General features: G+C 65.6%; 19 protein-coding genes. 12 read left to right on the forward strand and 7 right to left on the reverse strand.

Annotated features, from left to right (window positions below; all coding sequences use genetic code 11):
* Positions 1 to 27: 27 nt before the first annotated feature.
* Positions 28 to 957, forward strand: a complete 930-nt coding sequence (locus DW352_RS10850) for a histone deacetylase family protein (RefSeq protein WP_115691126.1) — start codon at positions 28 to 30, stop codon at positions 955 to 957.
* 147 nt (positions 958 to 1,104) lie between these two features.
* Here DW352_RS10850 and DW352_RS10855 read toward each other — a convergent pair whose 3' ends face one another.
* A complete protein-coding gene (locus DW352_RS10855; RefSeq protein ID WP_162826907.1) occupies positions 1,105 to 1,827 on the reverse strand; it encodes an SDR family NAD(P)-dependent oxidoreductase in 723 nt (240 codons plus the stop codon).
* 52 nt (positions 1,828 to 1,879) lie between these two features.
* On the opposite strand from DW352_RS10855, the gene DW352_RS10860 reads away from it, so the two are divergent.
* The 4 genes from DW352_RS10860 to dxs all read left to right on the forward strand — a co-directional run bounded on the left by DW352_RS10860 (position 1,880) and on the right by dxs (position 6,234).
* The gene (locus DW352_RS10860; RefSeq protein WP_115691130.1) at positions 1,880 to 2,674 is read left to right on the forward strand and encodes an SDR family NAD(P)-dependent oxidoreductase; all 795 of its coding nucleotides are present in this window, start codon (positions 1,880 to 1,882) and stop codon (positions 2,672 to 2,674) included.
* A 68-nt stretch (positions 2,675 to 2,742) separates the two neighbouring features.
* A complete protein-coding gene (locus DW352_RS10865) occupies positions 2,743 to 2,991 on the forward strand; it encodes an exodeoxyribonuclease VII small subunit (RefSeq protein WP_115691132.1) in 249 nt (82 codons plus the stop codon).
* A 10-nt stretch (positions 2,992 to 3,001) separates the two neighbouring features.
* A complete protein-coding gene (locus DW352_RS10870) occupies positions 3,002 to 4,252 on the forward strand; it encodes an alpha/beta hydrolase (RefSeq protein WP_115691134.1) in 1,251 nt (416 codons plus the stop codon).
* 68 nt (positions 4,253 to 4,320) lie between these two features.
* Positions 4,321 to 6,234, forward strand: coding sequence for a 1-deoxy-D-xylulose-5-phosphate synthase (dxs, locus tag DW352_RS10875; protein WP_115694358.1), 1,914 nt, complete (start codon positions 4,321 to 4,323; stop codon positions 6,232 to 6,234).
* Between the two features lie 81 nt (positions 6,235 to 6,315).
* On the opposite strand, the gene DW352_RS10880 is transcribed toward dxs, so the two are convergent.
* Positions 6,316 to 6,528 carry a DUF6496 domain-containing protein gene (locus DW352_RS10880; RefSeq protein ID WP_115691136.1) on the reverse strand — a complete coding sequence of 71 codons (213 nt, stop codon included), beginning with the start codon at positions 6,526 to 6,528 and terminating at the stop codon, positions 6,316 to 6,318.
* 109 nt (positions 6,529 to 6,637) lie between these two features.
* Between DW352_RS10880 and DW352_RS10885 the strand changes: the two genes are divergently transcribed.
* From DW352_RS10885 to DW352_RS10895, 3 genes are all read left to right on the forward strand, one after another.
* Positions 6,638 to 7,369 carry a TlyA family RNA methyltransferase gene (locus DW352_RS10885; RefSeq protein WP_115691138.1) on the forward strand — a complete coding sequence of 244 codons (732 nt, stop codon included), beginning with the start codon at positions 6,638 to 6,640 and terminating at the stop codon, positions 7,367 to 7,369.
* 142 nt (positions 7,370 to 7,511) lie between these two features.
* The gene (locus DW352_RS10890; RefSeq protein ID WP_245434403.1) at positions 7,512 to 8,942 is read left to right on the forward strand and encodes an MATE family efflux transporter; all 1,431 of its coding nucleotides are present in this window, start codon (positions 7,512 to 7,514) and stop codon (positions 8,940 to 8,942) included.
* A 37-nt stretch (positions 8,943 to 8,979) separates the two neighbouring features.
* Positions 8,980 to 10,221 carry a class I SAM-dependent RNA methyltransferase gene (locus tag DW352_RS10895; protein ID WP_115691142.1) on the forward strand — a complete coding sequence of 414 codons (1,242 nt, stop codon included), beginning with the start codon at positions 8,980 to 8,982 and terminating at the stop codon, positions 10,219 to 10,221.
* Between the two features lie 123 nt (positions 10,222 to 10,344).
* Here DW352_RS10895 and DW352_RS10900 read toward each other — a convergent pair whose 3' ends face one another.
* Complete coding sequence (locus DW352_RS10900; RefSeq protein WP_115694359.1) at positions 10,345 to 11,193, reverse strand: DUF1194 domain-containing protein; 849 nt, start codon at positions 11,191 to 11,193, stop codon at positions 10,345 to 10,347.
* Between the two features lie 144 nt (positions 11,194 to 11,337).
* On the opposite strand from DW352_RS10900, the gene DW352_RS10905 reads away from it, so the two are divergent.
* Positions 11,338 to 12,324, forward strand: a complete 987-nt coding sequence (locus DW352_RS10905) for an alpha/beta hydrolase (protein ID WP_162826909.1) — start codon at positions 11,338 to 11,340, stop codon at positions 12,322 to 12,324.
* A gap of 3 nt (positions 12,325 to 12,327) precedes the next feature.
* On the opposite strand, the gene ribB is transcribed toward DW352_RS10905, so the two are convergent.
* Both ribB and aroC read right to left on the reverse strand, forming a co-directional pair.
* Positions 12,328 to 13,416 carry a 3,4-dihydroxy-2-butanone-4-phosphate synthase gene (ribB, locus tag DW352_RS10910; RefSeq protein ID WP_115691146.1) on the reverse strand — a complete coding sequence of 363 codons (1,089 nt, stop codon included), beginning with the start codon at positions 13,414 to 13,416 and terminating at the stop codon, positions 12,328 to 12,330.
* A gap of 23 nt (positions 13,417 to 13,439) precedes the next feature.
* Complete coding sequence (gene aroC / locus DW352_RS10915; protein WP_115691148.1) at positions 13,440 to 14,564, reverse strand: chorismate synthase; 1,125 nt, start codon at positions 14,562 to 14,564, stop codon at positions 13,440 to 13,442.
* A gap of 128 nt (positions 14,565 to 14,692) precedes the next feature.
* Between aroC and DW352_RS10920 the strand changes: the two genes are divergently transcribed.
* Entirely contained in the window at positions 14,693 to 14,920 is a 228-nt protein-coding gene (locus DW352_RS10920) for a SlyX family protein (RefSeq protein ID WP_115691150.1), read from the forward strand.
* Between the two features lie 113 nt (positions 14,921 to 15,033).
* Here DW352_RS10920 and DW352_RS10925 read toward each other — a convergent pair whose 3' ends face one another.
* Both DW352_RS10925 and fabI read right to left on the reverse strand, forming a co-directional pair.
* A complete protein-coding gene (locus DW352_RS10925) occupies positions 15,034 to 15,633 on the reverse strand; it encodes a histidine phosphatase family protein (RefSeq protein ID WP_115691151.1) in 600 nt (199 codons plus the stop codon).
* Positions 15,634 to 15,720: 87 nt separating this feature from the next.
* Positions 15,721 to 16,542 carry an enoyl-ACP reductase FabI gene (fabI, locus tag DW352_RS10930; RefSeq protein WP_115691153.1) on the reverse strand — a complete coding sequence of 274 codons (822 nt, stop codon included), beginning with the start codon at positions 16,540 to 16,542 and terminating at the stop codon, positions 15,721 to 15,723.
* A gap of 218 nt (positions 16,543 to 16,760) precedes the next feature.
* Here fabI and DW352_RS10935 point away from each other — a divergent pair, with 218 nt between their 5' ends.
* Both DW352_RS10935 and DW352_RS10940 read left to right on the forward strand, forming a co-directional pair.
* Complete coding sequence (locus DW352_RS10935) at positions 16,761 to 17,273, forward strand: sigma-70 family RNA polymerase sigma factor (protein WP_425374645.1); 513 nt, start codon at positions 16,761 to 16,763, stop codon at positions 17,271 to 17,273.
* Positions 17,274 to 17,286: 13 nt separating this feature from the next.
* Positions 17,287 to 18,081, forward strand: a complete 795-nt coding sequence (locus DW352_RS10940; protein WP_115691157.1) for an anti-sigma factor family protein — start codon at positions 17,287 to 17,289, stop codon at positions 18,079 to 18,081.
* The last annotated feature ends 17 nt before the right edge of the window (positions 18,082 to 18,098 follow it).

Raw genomic sequence — 18,098 nt, forward strand, 5'->3', positions numbered from 1 at the left:
AACCAACCGAAGTCCTACATAAACCCCATGTCCACGCTCCTCATCTCCCACGCCGCCTGCCTCAACCACCTGACGCCTGCCGGCCATCCCGAGCGGCCGGACCGTCTGCGCGCCATCGAGCGCGCGCTCGAGGACGAACGCTTCCAATCGCTCGCGCGCGAGCAGGCGCCGATGGCGGAAGCCGAGTTCATCGCGCTCGCGCATCCGATGGAATATATCGAGGAGATCCGGCGCGCCTCTCCGTCGGAAGGCATGGTGCGGCTCGATGCCGACACCTCGATGTCGCCCGGCACCTTCGAGGCGGCGCTGCGCGGCGCCGGCGGCGCGGTGATGGCCGTCGACGAGGTGATGAGCGGCCGCGTGCCAAATGCCTTCGTCGCCGTGCGCCCGCCCGGGCATCATGCGGAAACGGCGCGGCCGATGGGCTTCTGCTTCTTCAACAACGTCGCCATCGCCGCGCGCCATGCGCAGAAGAAATACGGCGCCGAGCGCGCGGCCATCGTCGATTTCGACGTGCACCATGGCAACGGCTCGCAGGACATCTTCTGGTCGGACAAGACCGTGATGTACTGCTCGACGCATGAGATGCCGCTTTATCCCGGCACCGGCGCGGTCAGCGAGCGCGGTGCCTTCAACACCATCGTCAACGCGCCCTTGCGCGCCGGCGACGGCGGCGACCAGTTCCGCCAGGCGATGGAACAATCGATCCTTCCCCGGCTGCGCGAGTTCAAGCCGGACATTCTCATCATCTCCGCCGGCTTCGACGCGCACACGCGCGATCCGCTCGCCAATCTCAATCTGGTGGAAGCCGACTTCACCTGGGTGACGCAGAAGCTGATGGAAGTGGCCGACGCATCGTGCAACGGCCGCATCGTCTCGGTGCTGGAAGGCGGCTACGACCTGCAGGGCCTGTCGCGCTCGGTCGCGGCGCACGTCACGGCGCTGATGCGGGGGTAATTGTCGTTCTGGGGCGTCGTATAGCGCCGTGTCCCGAACCCAAACGCCGCGGCAGTGGTGATGCGGCGTGACTTCGGTGGAATTGATACGTTTGGGATGATGGATTCCGGGCTCGCTCGCTGCGCTCGCGGCCCGGAGTGACAGAGGCTACTTCGCCGTCAGCCCACCATCGATCGGTACATCGACGCCGGTGATATAAGCGGACGCGTCCGACAACAGATAGACGCAGAGCGAGGCTACCTCTTCCGGCTGTCCGAGCCGCTGCAGCGGAATGTCGAGCGCCAGTTTCTGCCGCACGGTGTCGGGGTGGCGTGTGCTTTGCGCGATACCATCGACCATCGGTCCTTCGATGAAAGCTGGACACACGGCATTGCAGCGCACCGGCGGCTGGTAGCGCGCGCCGGCAAGCGCCACCGACTTGGTCAGCAGCGACACGCCACCTTTCGAAGCGCTGTAGGCGGCGAGGTTCGGCCCCCCGATCAAGCCGAGTACCGAAGACAGATTGACGATGGCGCCGCCTCTCTTGCGCAACAGCGGAAAGGCGTAGTGACAGCCGAGATAGGTACCGTCGAGATTGATCGCCATGACGCGCCGGTAGGTGGCGAAGTCGGTCTTCTCGATCGAGCCGACCACCGCGATACCGGCGGCATTGACCAAGCCGTCGAGGCGGCCATGCTCCGTGCCAATCCGGGTGGTGACGTCCTGCCAATGGGTCTCACTCGTGACGTCGAGCGTGGCGTCGACGCCCGCGGCACCGACCAGATCGCTGGCGATGGCGGTGCCGCCCGCAGCCCTGACGGAGCGGACAATCGCGCTGCCGATCGCGCCGGCGGCCCCTGTGACCAGGATGATTTTGCCGTTCAGCTCCACGCGCCTGATCCCCTCATTGCATTCCGGTGCATTGTCGATCATTCATCTGGTCATGTCATCCGCGGCACCCGTCTGCCTGATCACAGGCGCCTCCTCCGGCATCGGCGCAGCGCTCGCGCGCGAATTCGCCCGGCATAATCATCCGCTGCTGCTCGTGGCGCGGCGTGAAGACGAACTGAACAGATTGGCGGATCAAATCGCCGCCGAAGGCCATGCGCGCCCCGCTGTCATCAGCGCCGATCTCGGTACTCCTGACGGCATAGGTCAGCTCGCCGAGGCGATCCACGCGCGCGGGCTCGAGGTCTCGATCCTGGTCAACAATGCGGGGATCGGCCTGCTCGGCGAGGCGGCAGCGCTCGATCTGGCGCGCCAGCTCGCCATTGTCGATCTCAACAACCGCGCACTTACCGACCTGACGTTGCGTTTTCTGGACAGCATCGTCCGCCACAAAGGTGGTATTCTCAACGTGGCGTCGATCGCCGGTTTTCTGCCGGGGCCCGGCATGGCCGTCTATCACGCCAGCAAGGCTTACACCGTCTCGCTCACCGAAGCCCTGCACACCGAGCTGAAAGCCGATGGCGTGAAAGTCTGCGCTTTGTGTCCCGGGCCGGTGCCAACCGGCTTCTTCCATCGCGCCGGCCTGCCGCACGACTATTTCCCCCGGTTCCTCGCCCGGCCCGCCGACCGCGTGGCACGCGAGGGGTACGAAGGCTTCATGGGCGGACACCGCATCGTCGTACCAGGCACCGAGAACCGGATCATGACACTGCTGCCGCGGCTCACCCCGCGCGCGCTGGTGCTGGCCGTCGTCGCGTGGCGCTGGCGACGGCAGGCCCGCGGCCGATAATCTACTCTACCGCCCCTCCCCCACGCCGACCTAATATACTGGCGAACTCTGTCCTCCAGGGAACTGAAATGGCCGACACCAACACTGACGTGAAAAAGCTGCCGTTCGAGCGCGCGATCGAGGAACTGGAATCGATCGTCAAGCGGCTCGAGGAAGGCAAAGTTCCGCTCGAGGAATCGGTGGCCATCTACGAACGCGGCGAAGCGTTGAAGGGGCGTTGCGAGGAACTTTTGCGGCAGGCAGAGGCGCGCGTGGAAAAAATCACGCTCGATGCTTCAGGTAAGCCCTCTGGCAGCGAGCCGCTCGACGTCGATTAAAGGAGATGCCGTGCAGGTCGGACGCCGGCTCATTATCTATGTACAAGGCTACGACCCGCGCGGCCTCGCGGAGTACTATCGGATATTCCGGCGCGAATATCGCGAAACTTGCTCGCTCTACGGTTTAAGCGGCGACGTCGGCAAGCCCGCTAACGATCCCGCCCGACACGTCACCACCTGGAATGCATCGACCGGCGGCGAAGACTGGCGCGTCGACACGCGTTACATGTTCCTGCGGTGGGAAGACATCATCCGAAGGGATTTCGCGCGGCCGTTTTGGTGGAAGATCGCCGCGATGTACTACGCGCTGGGCATCGCCATCCTGAATGGCGTCGTAGCCCGCATCATGCGCGCGCATTGGCGCTTTGGGCTCTTCACGCTCTACCCGATGGTGCTGATGACTTTCTGGATCGCGATGGGCGTCGTCACCGGCCTCGCACTCGACGAAATCGCATCCAACCTCGGCGTTCCGCACTGGCTCGGCGTCGCTGTCGGCGCGGTCGCCGGATTCGCCGTCTTTTCCAGCGCACTCTGGCTCACCGGCCCGCAGACTTATCTGCTCTACCTCTGCGACGACGTGGCTTCCACCTACCAGTACGCACATCGGCGGCGGCCGGATTGGGAAGAACGGATGGAGACGTTCGCGGAATATGTGGTCGACGCGGTCCGGACGAGCGGCGCCGACGAAGTGGTGATCGTCGGCCATTCGTCCGGCTCCTTTCTTGCCGTCGACGTCGTCGACAGGGCGTTGAACCGCGATCCGGCACTCGGTCGGCAGGGTCCCGCGGTACGGCTCCTGACCATCGGCGCCAATCTGCCGATTGTCGGCTTTCACAAACCGGCGGGCTGGTTCCGCGACAAGATCGCCCGGTTGGGCGCCTCCAACCAGATCGACTGGATCGACTTCCAGTCGCGCCACGACATCATGAATTTCTGGCCGTTCGACCCCGTCGCCGACCACGGCATCGATTTGGGGCCCGAACGCCGCAACCCCCACGTCGTGGCGGTCAATTTCCGCGATCTCTGGGCGTCGGACGACTTCGAGCGCCGCCGTTGGCACTTCTTCCGCGCTCATTTCCAATTTCTGCTCGCCAACGAACGGCTCGGCGCGGCATATGATTACTACCTGATTTGTTGCGGACCGTTTGATCTCCTGACCCGCGCGACGGAACCCGACCGGGTCATCGCCGCGATGGCGCCCAAAATGGGGACCAGAGCGGCCCGCAACGTCGAATTGCTCAAAAGTGGCGATGTGGTGTAAGCCTCAAGTGCCGCCCCGGTGGCGGCAGGCCATTTTCAGGCCAATTTCCGGAGTTGCTCGTGCCCGAGATGTCTAAAACCCCGTTGCTCGACCGGGTCCGCGTTCCCGCGGACCTGAAGAACCTGTCGGCTGAGCAGCTCAAGCAACTCGCCGATGAGTTGCGCAGTGAAACCGTCAACGCCGTTGCCAAGACGGGCGGCCATCTGGGCGCCGGCCTCGGCGTCGTGGAACTCACGGTGGCGCTGCACTACGTGTTCGACACACCGGCCGACCGGCTGATCTGGGACGTCGGCCACCAGGCCTATCCGCACAAGATCCTGACCGGACGCCGCGACCGCATCCGCACCCTGCGTCAGGGCGGCGGCCTGTCCGGATTCACCAAGCGGGCCGAGAGCGAATACGATCCGTTTGGCGCCGCGCACTCCTCGACCTCGATTTCCGCCGCGCTCGGCATGGCCGTGGCGCGCGATCTCGCCGGCGGCAACAACAACGTCATCGCCGTCATCGGCGACGGCGCGATGTCCGCCGGCATGGCCTACGAAGCCATGAACAATGCCGGCGCGCGTAACGAACGTCTGATCGTCATTCTCAACGACAACGACATGTCGATCGCGCCGCCGGTCGGCGCGATGTCGGCTTATCTCGCGCGGCTCGCCTCGGGCCGCACCTATCTCAAGCTGCGCGATGTCGGCAAGCAACTCACCAACCACCTGCCCAAGGGGCTGGATCGCGCAATTACCCGCGCGGTCGAGCACGCACGCGGTTACGTCACCGGCGGCACCTTGTTCGAAGAGCTCGGCTTCTATTACGTCGGGCCGATCGACGGCCACAATCTCGATCATCTCCTGCCGGTGCTGCGCAACGTGCGCGACGCCGAGATCGGGCCGATCCTCATCCATGTGGTGACGCAGAAGGGCAAAGGCTACGCGCCGGCTGAAGCGTCGGCCGACAAGTATCACGGCGTCGTCAAATTCGACGTCGCCACCGGTGCGCAGGCCAAATCGAAAGGCGGCGCGCCGCAATACACCAAGGTGTTCGGCGAAAGCCTGATCAAGGAAGCCAAGAAGGACGACAAGATCGTCGCCATCACGGCCGCCATGCCGTCCGGCACCGGCGTCGATATGTTCCAGAAGGAATTCCCCAAGCGCACCTTCGACGTCGGCATCGCCGAACAGCACGCGGTGACCTTCGCCGCCGGCCTCGCGACCGAAGGCTTCAAGCCGTTCTGCGCCATCTACTCGACCTTCCTGCAGCGCGCATACGACCAGGTCGTGCACGACGTCGCCATCCAGAACCTGCCGGTGCGCTTCGCCATCGACCGCGCCGGTCTCGTCGGCGCCGATGGCCCGACGCATGCCGGCTCGTTCGATGTCGCCTATCTCGGCTGTCTGCCGAACTTCGTCATCATGGCGGCGGCCGACGAGGCCGAGCTTGTGCACATGGTGGCGACGCAGGTCGCGCTCGACGACCGCCCCTCCGCGCTGCGCTATCCGCGCGGCGAAGGCCTCGGCGTGGCGATGCCCGACGAAGGCAAGCCGCTCGAGATCGGCAAGGGCCGCGTCCTGCGCGAAGGCCATAAGGTGGCGCTGTTCTCGTTCGGCGCCCGGCTGGGCGAGTGTCTGAAGGCGGCCGATGAATTGGCCGCGCTTGGACTTTCCACGACCGTCGCCGATGCGCGCTTCGCCAAGCCGCTCGACGTCGATCTGCTGCTGAAGCTGGCGCGCGAGCACGAAGTGCTGATCACCGTCGAGGAAGGCTCGATCGGCGGCTTCGGCTCCTTCGTACTGCAGACTCTGGCCGAAAGCGGCGCGCTGGAAGGCGGCCTGCGCGTGCGGGCGATGGTCCTGCCGGATACCTTCATCGATCAGGACTCGCCGGCGGCGATGTATGCCCAGGCCGGGCTCGACGCGAAGGGCATTGTCGCCAAGGTGTTCGAAGCGCTCGGCAAGGACATCTCGGCCGAGACCGTCAAACTGGCTTAGAGATCTCTCCCACCTCCGCTCAAATCCCGCTGTCGCGGGAATGAGCGGAGAGTGGTTTGATTCCGCGTCAGCGGAGCGCGCTCAGAGGCGCTTCTTCTTACTCTTCTTCCGGCCCTTCTTGCGGCTCGGCACTTTCTTGCCCTTGCGCCGCGCTTCCGACAGGCCGATAGCGATCGCCTGTTTCCGGCTCTTCACCTTCTTGCCGCTGCGTCCACTCTTGAGCGTGCCCTTCTTGCGCTTGCGCAACGTACGCGCAACGTCCTTGGACGCGCTCCTGGAGTATTTCCGTGCCATGAGGCTCCCCAGTTGGTTTGATTATCTTCAACGATGGCCTAACCTTCCTGCATGGAACTAGTTCCCGGTCTGCATTCGACATGCATCTTCTTTTGACGAGAGAACGTCGATGACGTTGCGCATGCGCGCCGATCGTCTGCTCGTCGAACGCGGACTGTTCGAAAGCCGCGCCAAAGCACAAGCCGCGATCGAAGCTGGACTCGTCTTTGCGAACGATACTGTCGTGCGTAAGCCATCCGAGGAGATACCGACCGACGCGCATGTCGTCGCAAGCCCGGCTCATCCTTATGTTTCACGCGGCGGATTGAAGCTCGCCGCCGCACTCGATCATTTCAAATTCGGTCCGAAGGGCCGCATCTGTCTCGATGTCGGCGCCTCGACGGGCGGCTTCACCGATGTGCTGCTGCAACGCGGCGCCACACGCGTCTATGCGGTCGACGTCGGCCGCAGCCAATTGCACGCAAGCCTGCGCGTACGTGGCGACGTGATCTCGCTGGAGGAGACCGACATCCGCACGCTGTCACCCGACCGTTTCGCTGAAGTGCCGGATCTCGTCACCATCGATGTCAGCTTCATTTCGCTAAAGCAGGTTTTGCTGGCGGCTCTCGCACTTGCACACAAACCGGCGCAGCTGGTGACGCTGATCAAGCCTCAGTTCGAGGCCGGCCGCAGCGCCCTGAAGAAGGGCGTGGTGCGCGATGCGGCGATACGCCAAGCCGTTTGCGACGACATTGTCTCGGTGGTCGCGGCGCTCGGCTGGGACGTGCTCGGCGTCATCCCCTCGCCGATCGAAGGCGGCGACGGCAATGTCGAGTTCCTGCTAGGCGCACGGGCGGCTTAGGCGGCTTAAGCATCAGGCCAAACGATCCGGCACATCAGCGTCCCTGATGCATGTGTCCGCAAAGCCACCACACTCGAACGAAGTCAGCCGTGCGGCATCGCGTGACCTTTCTCCCGCCACAACCATCTTTATGGTGCCGGCTATGACTCATCGCAACGCAGACATCGCCGCCAGCGCGGGAACGCTGGCGGAAACGAACCATTGGCGCGTCGAAATGAACGCCACGGTGAAGCTCGCCTTGCCCATCGCGCTGACGCAACTCGGTCAGGTCGCGATGATGACCAGCGACCTCATGCTCATCGGGCATCTCGGCGACAAGGCGATCGCGGCCGCGGCGCTCGGCCAGACCGTGCTGTTCGCCGCCTTCGTCGTCGGCATGGGCCTTGTGTCGGCGGTCGCGCCGCTCGCGGCGCAGGCCTTCGGCGCGCGTGAGCCGCGGATGGTGCGGCGCTCCTTGCGCGTCGGCCTCTGGGCGGCCGTGCTGCTCGGCATTCCGGCGACGGCGCTGCAGCATCTGGGCGAAGACATCCTCATCGCGACCGGCCAGGAGCCGGAGTCCGCGCGGCTCGCCGGCCTCTATCTCATCGGTCTCGGCTGGTCGCTGGTGCCCGGCTGGTGGTTCATCGCGCTGCGCGGCTTCATGGGCGCTGTCAATCGTCCGGAGCCCGCACTCTGGGTCACGCTCGTCGCCATTCCGATCAACGCCTTGCTCGCTTACGCGCTGATCTACGGCAGGTTCGGCTTGCCGCGCCTCGAGCTGCTCGGCGCCGGCATCGCGACCACCATCGTCAATCTCGGCATGTGCGTCGCCTGCGTCTGGATTACCTATCGGCAGCGACCGTTTCGCAAATACCGGGTGCTTGGACGTTTATGGCGCATCGATTGGCCGCTGCTCGGCCGCCTCATCGCGGTCGGCGCGCCGATCTCCGGCTCGTTCCTGCTCGAATACGGTCTGTTCGCCACGGCGGCGATCATGATGGGGTGGATCAGCACGACGGCGCTCGCCGCGCACCAGATCGCGCTGCAAACGGCGGCGATCCTGTTCATGGTGCCGTTCGGCATATCGATGGCGGCCACCGTCCGCGTCGGCCATGCGGTCGGACGGCATGATGCGGCCGCCACGCGGCGCGCCGGCTTTGCCGCGATCGGTCTCGGCGCGGTGTTCATGGCCGCGATGGTGCTCATCGTCATCGCGCTCCGCCACGTCATCCCGCTTGCCTTCCTCGGCACCGCGACCGCCGACACCGACGCAACGCTCGTGCTGGCGGCAACCCTGCTGCTGCTCGGCTCGACCTTCTTCATCGTCGACGGCGTGCAAACCGTGGCCAACGGCGCATTGCGCGGGCTCAACGACACGCGCGTGCCGCTGCTGTTCGCCGCGGTCAGCTTCTGGGTGATCGGCTTCTCGACCTCCTACGGCCTCGCCTTCCCTGCAGGACTGGGGGCGGTCGGCATCTGGATCGGCTTCACGGTCGGCCTCGGCATCTATGCCGGGCTGCTGCTGTGGCGGTTCGATGCCCTCACCCGGCGCGGCTATCTGCCGGCGACGCCCGGCCACACGGTGGCGCATTGACCATTGCTCGCCCCCGCGCTTGCCGCTAAGCGGGGGCATGACCGAACAACTCACCATCACCGACATCGGCCATCGCGGCGACGGCGTGGCCGATACGCCGGGTGGCGCGATCTACGTGCCGTATACGCTGCCGGGCGAAGTGGTGACGGTCGACAAGGTCGCCGGCCATCCGGACCGGCGGCATCTCGTGCATATCGACAGACCGAGCCACGAGCGCGTCCCCGCCGTCTGCAAGCACTTCGGTCAATGCGGCGGCTGCGCCCTGCAGCATTGGTCGCTGGCCGAGTACCACCTCTGGAAGCGCTCGCTGGTCGTTGAGGCTTTGGCCAATGCCGGCCTCATCGCCCCGGTCGACGAGGTGATCATCGATGCGCATGGCCAAGGCCGCCGGCGCGCCGTGCTGCATGCGCGGCGCGGCACGCACGATGTGCTCGAGGTCGGCTTCACCGCGCCGCGCGCGCACCACATCGTCGCCATCGACTCCTGCCCGATCCTGGCGCCCGGCTTGAATGGCGCGATCAAGGCCGCCTGGGCGATCGCCGAGATTCTCAAGCCGGCGCAGAAGCCACTCGACATCCAAGTGACGGCGACGGACAGCGGCATGGATGTCGATGTGCGCGGCTCGGGATCGCTGAACGCCGCGATGACGACCGCGCTCGCGAAACTGGTCGAAGCGCACAAACTGGCGCGGCTGACGCGCCATGGCGAACTCGTCGCCCAGCGCGGCCAGCCGATGCTCACCGTCGGCCGCGCGCAGGTACCGCTACCGCCCGGCAGCTTCCTGCAAGCGACCGCGCTCGGCGAAGACACATTGGCCAAGCTCGTCATGGAGCACGTCGGCAAAGCCAAGCGCGTCGCCGATCTGTTCGCCGGTATCGGCACCTTCGCCTTGCGGCTCGCCGAGAAGGCGCGCGTGACCGCGGCCGACAGCGAAGCCGGCGCGGTGAAAGCGCTGGAGCGCGGCGCGCAGATGACCAGCGGCCTCAAGCCGGTCGAAGCCGTGGCGCGCGATCTCTTCCGCCGGCCCTATCTCCCGATGGAGATGAAGGGCTTCGATGCGGTCGTGTTCGACCCGCCGCGCCAGGGTGCCGAGGCGCAGGCGCGCGAACTCGCCAAGAGCAATGTGAAGACGATCGTCGGCGTCTCCTGCGATGCGACGACCTTCGCGCGCGATGCGAATATCCTCATTGCCGGCGGCTACAAGCTCGCGCGCGTCACCGCGGTCGACCAGTTCCGCTGGTCGCATCATGTCGAGATGGTCGGGAAGTTCGAGAAGTAACGCGCGGTAGTGAGCCGTCATCCTGGGGTGCGAGCGCAGCGAGCCTCGAAGGATGGCGGCGGCGAGTCAGAAGCCCATCGAGGCGCGGCGCTAAAGCGCCGAGCACATGAGGGCGACGGCACTTCACCTAAAATCGTATCCGCCCCAGCGCTCCTGCCACATCTTTTCACCGATGGTGCAGGAAATGCGCGGTGACTGCGACGACGCCGGAATAACCCGCGCTTCCGGCTGACGGCCGGCGACCTCGAGCACCAATTTGGTGCGCGTCGCTTCGATGAACTTCGACCGGTCGCGGATCGGAACCACGAAAGCCCCCGCGCCACCGATCACGCAATCCTCGTAATAGATATCGAGCTGTTCGATATCCATCATCGTCCCGGTCGGCCGCTTGAGCATGATCGGCAGGCCGTTGATGGTGATGCCGGCCGCAAGCACGTCATCGCGCACATGCGCCACCGGCAAGCCTGAATTGTTGGCGCCATCCCCCGACACGTCGATCACGCGCCGCAGGCCGCGATAGCCGCTGTTGTCGAACAAAGGCTTGGCGAACATCAACGCGCCGGAAATCGAGGTGCGCGAGGCGCGGCGGTACGGCGCACGTGCAATCTCCGCGGCCACTGCGTCCGCCGCCTCCGGGCCGTCGATGAGACGCCACGGCATGATGATCTTTTGATCGTTGGCGCCAGCCCATTCGAAATAGGTGATGGCGATCTTGCCATTGGCGCCCTCGCGCAACGCACGCAGGAATTCGGTCGATGTCAGTGCCTGGATGTAGCCGTCGCGCTGCAGCGCCTGCTCGTCCGGATCCATCGAATAGGAGACATCGACCGCGAGCACGAGTTCGACGTCGACCGGCACGGCGCTGGGGTTCTTGTCGGCGAGGCGGGGGAGATGCGGGGTGGCGGCGCTGGCGGCCGCGAAAGCCGCTGCGATGACCAGTCCGGCGATGGCCGCATAACCAGGTCGCCTCATGAGCAAATGCTGGCACGGCACACGGGCAAAGGAAAGACCAATGAATGGTCAGTGGATTGTTATTCCGACGGCACTGACCCGCCTGGTCGCCATCGGTTAGGCTTGCGGTCGAACTTTTCTTGGACACCGTTGGGGAAGGCAAACATGAGCGTGGATCGCAGGACACTGTTGCGCGCGGCCGGGGCCGTCGGCGCGACCGCCATCGGAGCGTCGGCCGCTCACGCGGCGGGCTGTGACATCGGCCCGCCGGCGCACGACAAGGGTCCGCTGGTCTGGATGAACCTGGACCAGATCGAACTGGACGCCGCCTACGATCAAGCCACCTACGCGCCGACGCTCGGTCAGATCTTGAAGCGCTATGCGACGAGCAGCGAAGAGGTACGCAAGCGCCTCGGCCCGCCAAAGCGGTTCTCGTACGGCTCGACGCCGGTCGAAGGCATGGACGTCTATCCGGCCAAAAACCCCAATGCGCCGGTGTTCGTCTTCATTCACGGCGGCGCGTGGCTGCGCGGCGAAGCCAAGGAGTACGGCTATCCGGCCGAGCTATTCGTCAATGCGGGCGCTACCTACATCGCGCTCGACTTCACCGGCATCGGTGCCGCGCAAGGCGATTTGCGCGTGATGGCCAAACAGGTGCGCAGCGGCATAGCCTGGGCCTACAAGAACATCGCCAGCTATGGCGGCGATCCCAACCGCTTCTACATCGGCGGCCATTCATCCGGCGGCCATCTCTGCGGCGTCGCGCTGGTCACCGACTGGGAAAAGGAGTTCGGCCTGCCGCCGACCTTCATCAAAGCCGGCATGTGCATGAGCGGCATGTACGACCTCAAGCCGGTGCGGTTGTCGAAGCGCAGTTCCTACGTCAAATTCGACGACGACATGGAGGCCAGCATGAGCACGCAGCGGCATCTCGACAAACTGCGCGTGCCGGTCGTTGTCACTTACGGCACGTTCGAGACGCCGGAGTTTCAACGGCAGAGCCGGGACTTCGTCGCGGCCGTCAAAGCCGCCGGCAAGCCGGTCGAGCTCGTCGAAGCGCCGAGCTACAATCACTTCGAGATGTGCGAAACCCTCGGCAACCCCTACGGCCCGAACGGACGCGCGGCCTTGCGCATGATGGGCATCGGCTGAACGTCAGCCTTCGACCGGCTCGGTATCGACAATCTCGATGCCGAAGCCGGCAATGCCGACATAAGTGCGCTTGGTCGAGGTCAGCAGGCGGATCGACGAGATGCCGAGGTCGCGCAGGATCTGCGCGCCGAGGCCGACCTCGCGCCACTGCCGGGCGCGCGCCGCCTCGGTCTCGGAGTCCCCTTGCGGGATCTCGGACACCGGCACGCCCGCCGTCCCGTCGCGCAGATAGACGATGACGCCGCGGCCTTCCGCTTTGAAGCGCGCGAGCACCGCGCGGATCGTCTTGGCGCCGCCGAACACGTCGCCGATCACATCGGCACGATGCAGACGCGCCGGTACGCTGGCGCCGTCACCGATGTCGCCATAAACGAAAGCGATGTGGTGCACGCGATCGAAGGGCGTCACGTAGGCATAACCCTTGAGCGTGCCGATCTCCGAATCCACCTGAAACTCGCCGACACGCTCGACCAGCTTGTCGCGGCTCTGACGGTAGGCGATGAGATCGGCGATCGAGAGATAGACGAGCTTGTGCTTCTCGGCGAAGGCCGCGACCTCCGGCCCGCGCATGACGCTGCCGTCGTCATTCATCAGTTCCGACAGCACGCCGACCGGCGAAACGCCGGCGAGCTTGCAGAGATCGACACAGGCTTCCGTATGACCCGAGCGCATCAGCACGCCGCCCTCGCGAGCGACCAGCGGAAACACGTGGCCAGGACGCACGAAGTCGGCGGCGCCGCTGTTGTCGTTCGCCAGAGCGCGCACGGTATTGGTGCGCTCCTCCGCCGAGATGCCGGTGGTCAGGCCATGACGCACGTCGACCGTCACGGTGAAGGCGGTGCCCAGCGGCGCGTCGTTCTCGGCCACCATCGGCTCGAGATGCAGCTTGCGCGCTAGATCGAGCGCAAGCGGCGCGCAGACGATGCCCGACGTATGCCGGATGATGAAGGCCATCTTCTCCGGCGTGCAGAGCGACGCTGCAATGAAGAGGTCGCCCTCGTTCTCGCGATCGTCGTCATCGGTAACGACGACGAGCTCGCCTCTGGCGAATGCTTTGATCGCCGCTTCGACACGCTGATGGGCATTGAGCACGACGGATTACCTCAAGATTCTTTTCAGGCGCCCGGCATGGGGAACGGCCAGGACGGCCCCTCTCCCACTTGGCCACGGTGCAGGAGATAGTGATCGGCGATGACGCATGCCACCATCGCCTCGGCGATGGGCACGGCGCGGATGCCGACGCAGGGGTCATGGCGGCCTTTGGTCACCACTTCGGTGTTGTTGCCGTAACGGTCCACCGTCTTGCGCGGGGTGAGGATCGACGACGTCGGCTTCACCGAGAAACGCGCGACGATCGGCTGGCCGGTCGAGATGCCGCCGAGAATGCCGCCGGCATGATTGGACAGAAACAACAGGCTGCCGTCATTGCCCATGCGCATCTCGTCGGCATTGTCCTCGCCGCGCAACTCGGCCGCGGCCATGCCGTCGCCGATTTCGACGCCTTTGACCGCGTTGATGCTCATCAACGCCGCAGCGAGATCGGCGTCGAGTTTGCCATAGACCGGCGCGCCGAGCCCCGCCGGCACGCCTTCGGCGACGACCTCGATGACAGCGCCGATCGACGACCCGGATTTACGGATGCCGTCGAGATAGCTCTCGAAGAACTTCGCCTGCACCGGATCGGGGCAGAAGAACGGATTGTTGCCGACCTCGTTCCAGTCCCAGCGCGAGCGGTCGACCTTGTGCGGACCCATCTGCACCAGCGCGGCGCGCACGGTGAGCCCCGGTACCACCCTGCGGGCGATGGCTCCGGCCGCGACGCGCACGGCAGTCTCGCGCGCCGAGGCACGGCCGCCGCCGCGGTAATCGTAAATGCCGTATTTGACGTCGTAGGCGTAACCGGCGTGGCCGGGCCGGTACTTGTCCTTGATGTCGGAGTAGTCCTTCGACCGCTGGTCGACATTCTCGATCATCAGCATGATCGGCGTGCCGGTGGTCACCTGCTGGCCGGAGACCTCATCGGTGAAGACCCCCGACATGATCTTCACCGCGTCCGGCTCCTGCCGCTGCGTGGTGAAGCGCGACTGGCCGGGCCGGCGCTTGTCGAGCTCGACCTGGATTTCCTCGGCCGTGATGGGGATGCGCGGGGGGCAGCCGTCGACCACGCAGCCGATCGCCGCCCCGTGGCTTTCGCCGAAGCTGGTGAACCGGAAAAGGCGGCCGAAGGTGTTGAAGGACATAGGGGTTCCGCTTTTGCAGCGGTTTGGTAGCCCGGGACCCGAGGCTGGTCAAATAGAGGCCGGCGCGGGCTGGCAAGCCGGCCGGACGGACGCTATGCCCAGAGCGGACGACACCCAAAGGAGCGCCTATGCCCGACCTGCAGCCGGACATCGCCACGCTGATGCGCCGGATCGAGGCGCTGGAGATGGACGCCGCGCACCGCGGCCGCATGATCGAGGACCTCAACGCCACCATCATGGCGCAGTGGAAGGAGATCGACGGCCTCAAACGGCAATTGCGCCAGTTGACCGAGCAGTTGGCGGAACTCGAGGCGCCCCGCGACGGCGCGCCGGAGCCGCCACCGCCGCACTATTGACATTCGGTCATTCCGGGGCGCGTGCGCAGCACGCGAACCCGGAATCCAGAAACACGCACCGTGTTTGCGTCTGGATTCCGGGTCCGCGCTTTCAGCGCGTCCCGGAATGACGGCTAGGCGTAGCGCGTGAGCTTGTCGCCTTCGAACACATAAACCACGCCCTGGACGATATCGATGAGCGGCGCGGCGGCCGGCCTGGCGATGCCGAGATGCGCCATCAGCCCGCGCGCGGTGCCGCCATGGGCGACGGCCACCGTGTCGCGCGTGAGCCCTTCGTACCAGCGGCCCATGCGCGCCATCACCATCTCGTAGCTTTCGCCACCGGGCGGCAGGAAGTGAAACTTGTCGTGCTCGCGCTGCGAGATGCGCGCCGGATCGCTGTAGTGCAATTGCGCGATGGTGAAGCCTTCCCAATCGCCGAAGGAAATCTCCGCCAGCGCTTCGTCGACGGCGTAAGCATCCGGCGCGAGGCCCAGGGCGCCGCGCGCCAGTTCCATGGTCTCGCGCGCGCGGACCATCGGACTGGAGACGAAGTCGAGCGTCGACGGATCGCGGCCGTCCCGCGCCAGGAGATCGCGCAGCACGGCGCCGCAGTGGCGGGCTTGTTCGCGACCGCGTTCGTTGAGCTCAATGTCGCGCCGGCCCTGCAAGCGGCCGGCCACGTTCCAGTCGGTTTCGCCGTGACGGATATAGAAGACGGTCGGCATCGCCATCAACGTACAGCCTGTCCCCGCTCATTCCCGCGAAAGCGGAGCCAGTGAATACTGGATCGCCCGCTTCCGCGGGCGATGACAAAAAAGTTACTCGAGCTTACCGACCGCGAGATCGGGCGCGTCCGGATGCTTGATGCCGACGACGTGATAGCCGGCGTCGACGTGCTGGATCTCGCCGGTGACGCCGCTCGACAGGTCGGACAGGAAGAACACGCCGGCCTTGCCGACGTCTTCCAGCGTCACGTTCCGCCGCAGCGGCGTGTTATATTCGTTCCACTTCAGGATATACCGGAAGTCGCCGATGCCCGACGCCGCCAGCGTCTTGATCGGGCCGGCCGAGATAGCGTTGACGCGGATGTTCTTCTGGCCGAGGTCGGCCGCCATGTAGCGCACCGAGCTCTCGAGCGCCGCCTTGGCCAGGCCCATGACGTTGTAATGCGGCATCCACTTCTCGGCGCCGTAATAGGTCAGCGTCAGCAGCGAGCCGCCATTGGTCATCAGCTTCTCGGCGCGCTGGGCGATGGCGGTGAACGAGTAGCAGCTGATCACCATCGTCTTCACGAAATTGTCTTCCGTGGTGTCGACGTAGCGGCCGTCGAGCTGGTCCTTGTCGGAGAAGGCGATGGCGTGGAGGACGAAGTCGAGCGAGCCCCAGGCCGACTCGACCGCCGCGAAGACGGCATCCAGGCTCTTCGGGTCGGTGACGTCGCAGTGGCCGACGACCAGGCCGTCGACCTCCTCGGCCAGCGGCTCGACGCGCTTCTTCAGCGCCTCCCCCTGGTAGGTGAAGGCGAGGTCCGCGCCGTGGTCGCGGCAGGCGCGCGCGATGCCCCAGGCGATCGAGCGGTTGTTCGCCACGCCCATGATGAGGCCGCGCTTGCCGCGCATAAGACCCGAGGATTCCGCCATTATTGTCCCCATTTTCGGCCGGCAGGCGCCGACCTGTCCCCCTATGGCATAGGGCCCAGGCCCCATCAAGCAAGCCGGGCCCCGCTCCCTATTCCGCTGTTAATTCAATTCAATTCCGGGAATATGAGGGGACAGCAGGGGTTATTGGCAGTGAATGACAGCCGGATGACGGGTCCGGAAGCGGCCGCCGGAGACCCCTCCTCGCCCGCCTGCGGTTCATGAGGGGACGGAGAAGCGGCTTGGCCACGTTCGCGCAGAAGGTCGAGGCAGCGATCCCGGCGCTCAGGCGCTATGCACGGGCGCTGACGCGAGACGCTGACACAGCCGACGACCTGGTGCAGGACACGCTCGTGCGCGCGTTGCGCTCCGAGCACCTATTCCAGGGCGAGGAAGTGCGGAGCTGGCTCTACACCATCCTCACCAACCTGAACCGCAACCGCCTGCGCTCGCTGGCACGGCGGCCGTCATTGTCCTCGATCGAGGACAATGACGCTCCGGACGCCTCCGGGCCGGAAGCCGGCAGCCGCGACATCGAGCGCGCGTTGGCGACGCTCGCCGAGGATCAGCGACAGGCGCTGCTGTTGGTCGTGCTCGAAGGCCTGAGCTACCGCGAGGTGGCCGAGGTGCAAGGTATTCCGATCGGCACCGTGATGTCGCGTCTGGCGCGTGCGCGCATGCAGATCAAAGGCTACCTCGACGGCGAGCGCCCGGCGCTGCGTCGCGTGAAATAAGGATGTGGGGATCATGATCGAACGCATGTCACCGGTGAGCGAGGACGAACTCCACGCCTTCATCGACGGCCAATTGCCCCCCGACCGGCGCGAGGCCGTCGCCTCCTGGCTCGCGGAAAATCCCGAGCAGGCGGCCATGGTCGCGGCTTGGCGCGCGCAGGCCGAGGCGATCCGCACACGCTACGGCGCGGTTGCGGACGAGCCGGTGCCGGAGCGATTGCAGATCGAGAACGTGTTGCGGATGACCGGCGCCGTGAGCCGCAAATGGCTGGCGATGGCCGCGGCCGCCGCGACCGTTGCCTTTCTGGTCGGCGGCACGGCCGGCTGGTTCGCACGCGGCGCTTCCGCGGCCGCGCCGAGCGGTTTCGAGACGCTGACCGCCGATGCGGTCGAGGCGCATAAGCTCTATGTCGTCGAGGTGCGTCACCCGGTTGAAGTGCCGGGCTCCGAGCGCGCGCACATGACGCAATGGCTGACGAAGCGGCTCGGCTACGAGCAGCGCATTCCCGATCTGCAGGCGATCGGATTGAAGCTGGTCGGTGGACGGCTGTTGCCGGGTCCGAAGGGCGCCGCCGCTTTCTATATGTACGAAGGACCGTCGGGCGAGCGCTTCACCATCTACTGCTCCAAGGCGACCGCACCGGAAACGGCGCTGCGCTTCAAGCAAGGCCAGCAGGTGTCGGCTTTCTATTGGGTCGACGACAAGGTCGCTTATGTCGTGTCCGGTCCGGCGGACCGCGACAAGCTCGAGACGATCAGCAAGGCGGTGTGGGAGCAGGTCGACAAGGCGGGCGTGCGGAAGTCGTAGCTCCATCACCGCTCGCC

The sequence above is a fragment of the Pseudolabrys taiwanensis genome, assembly GCF_003367395.1.
In the GTDB taxonomy this organism is placed as follows: domain Bacteria; phylum Pseudomonadota; class Alphaproteobacteria; order Rhizobiales; family Xanthobacteraceae; genus Pseudolabrys; species Pseudolabrys taiwanensis.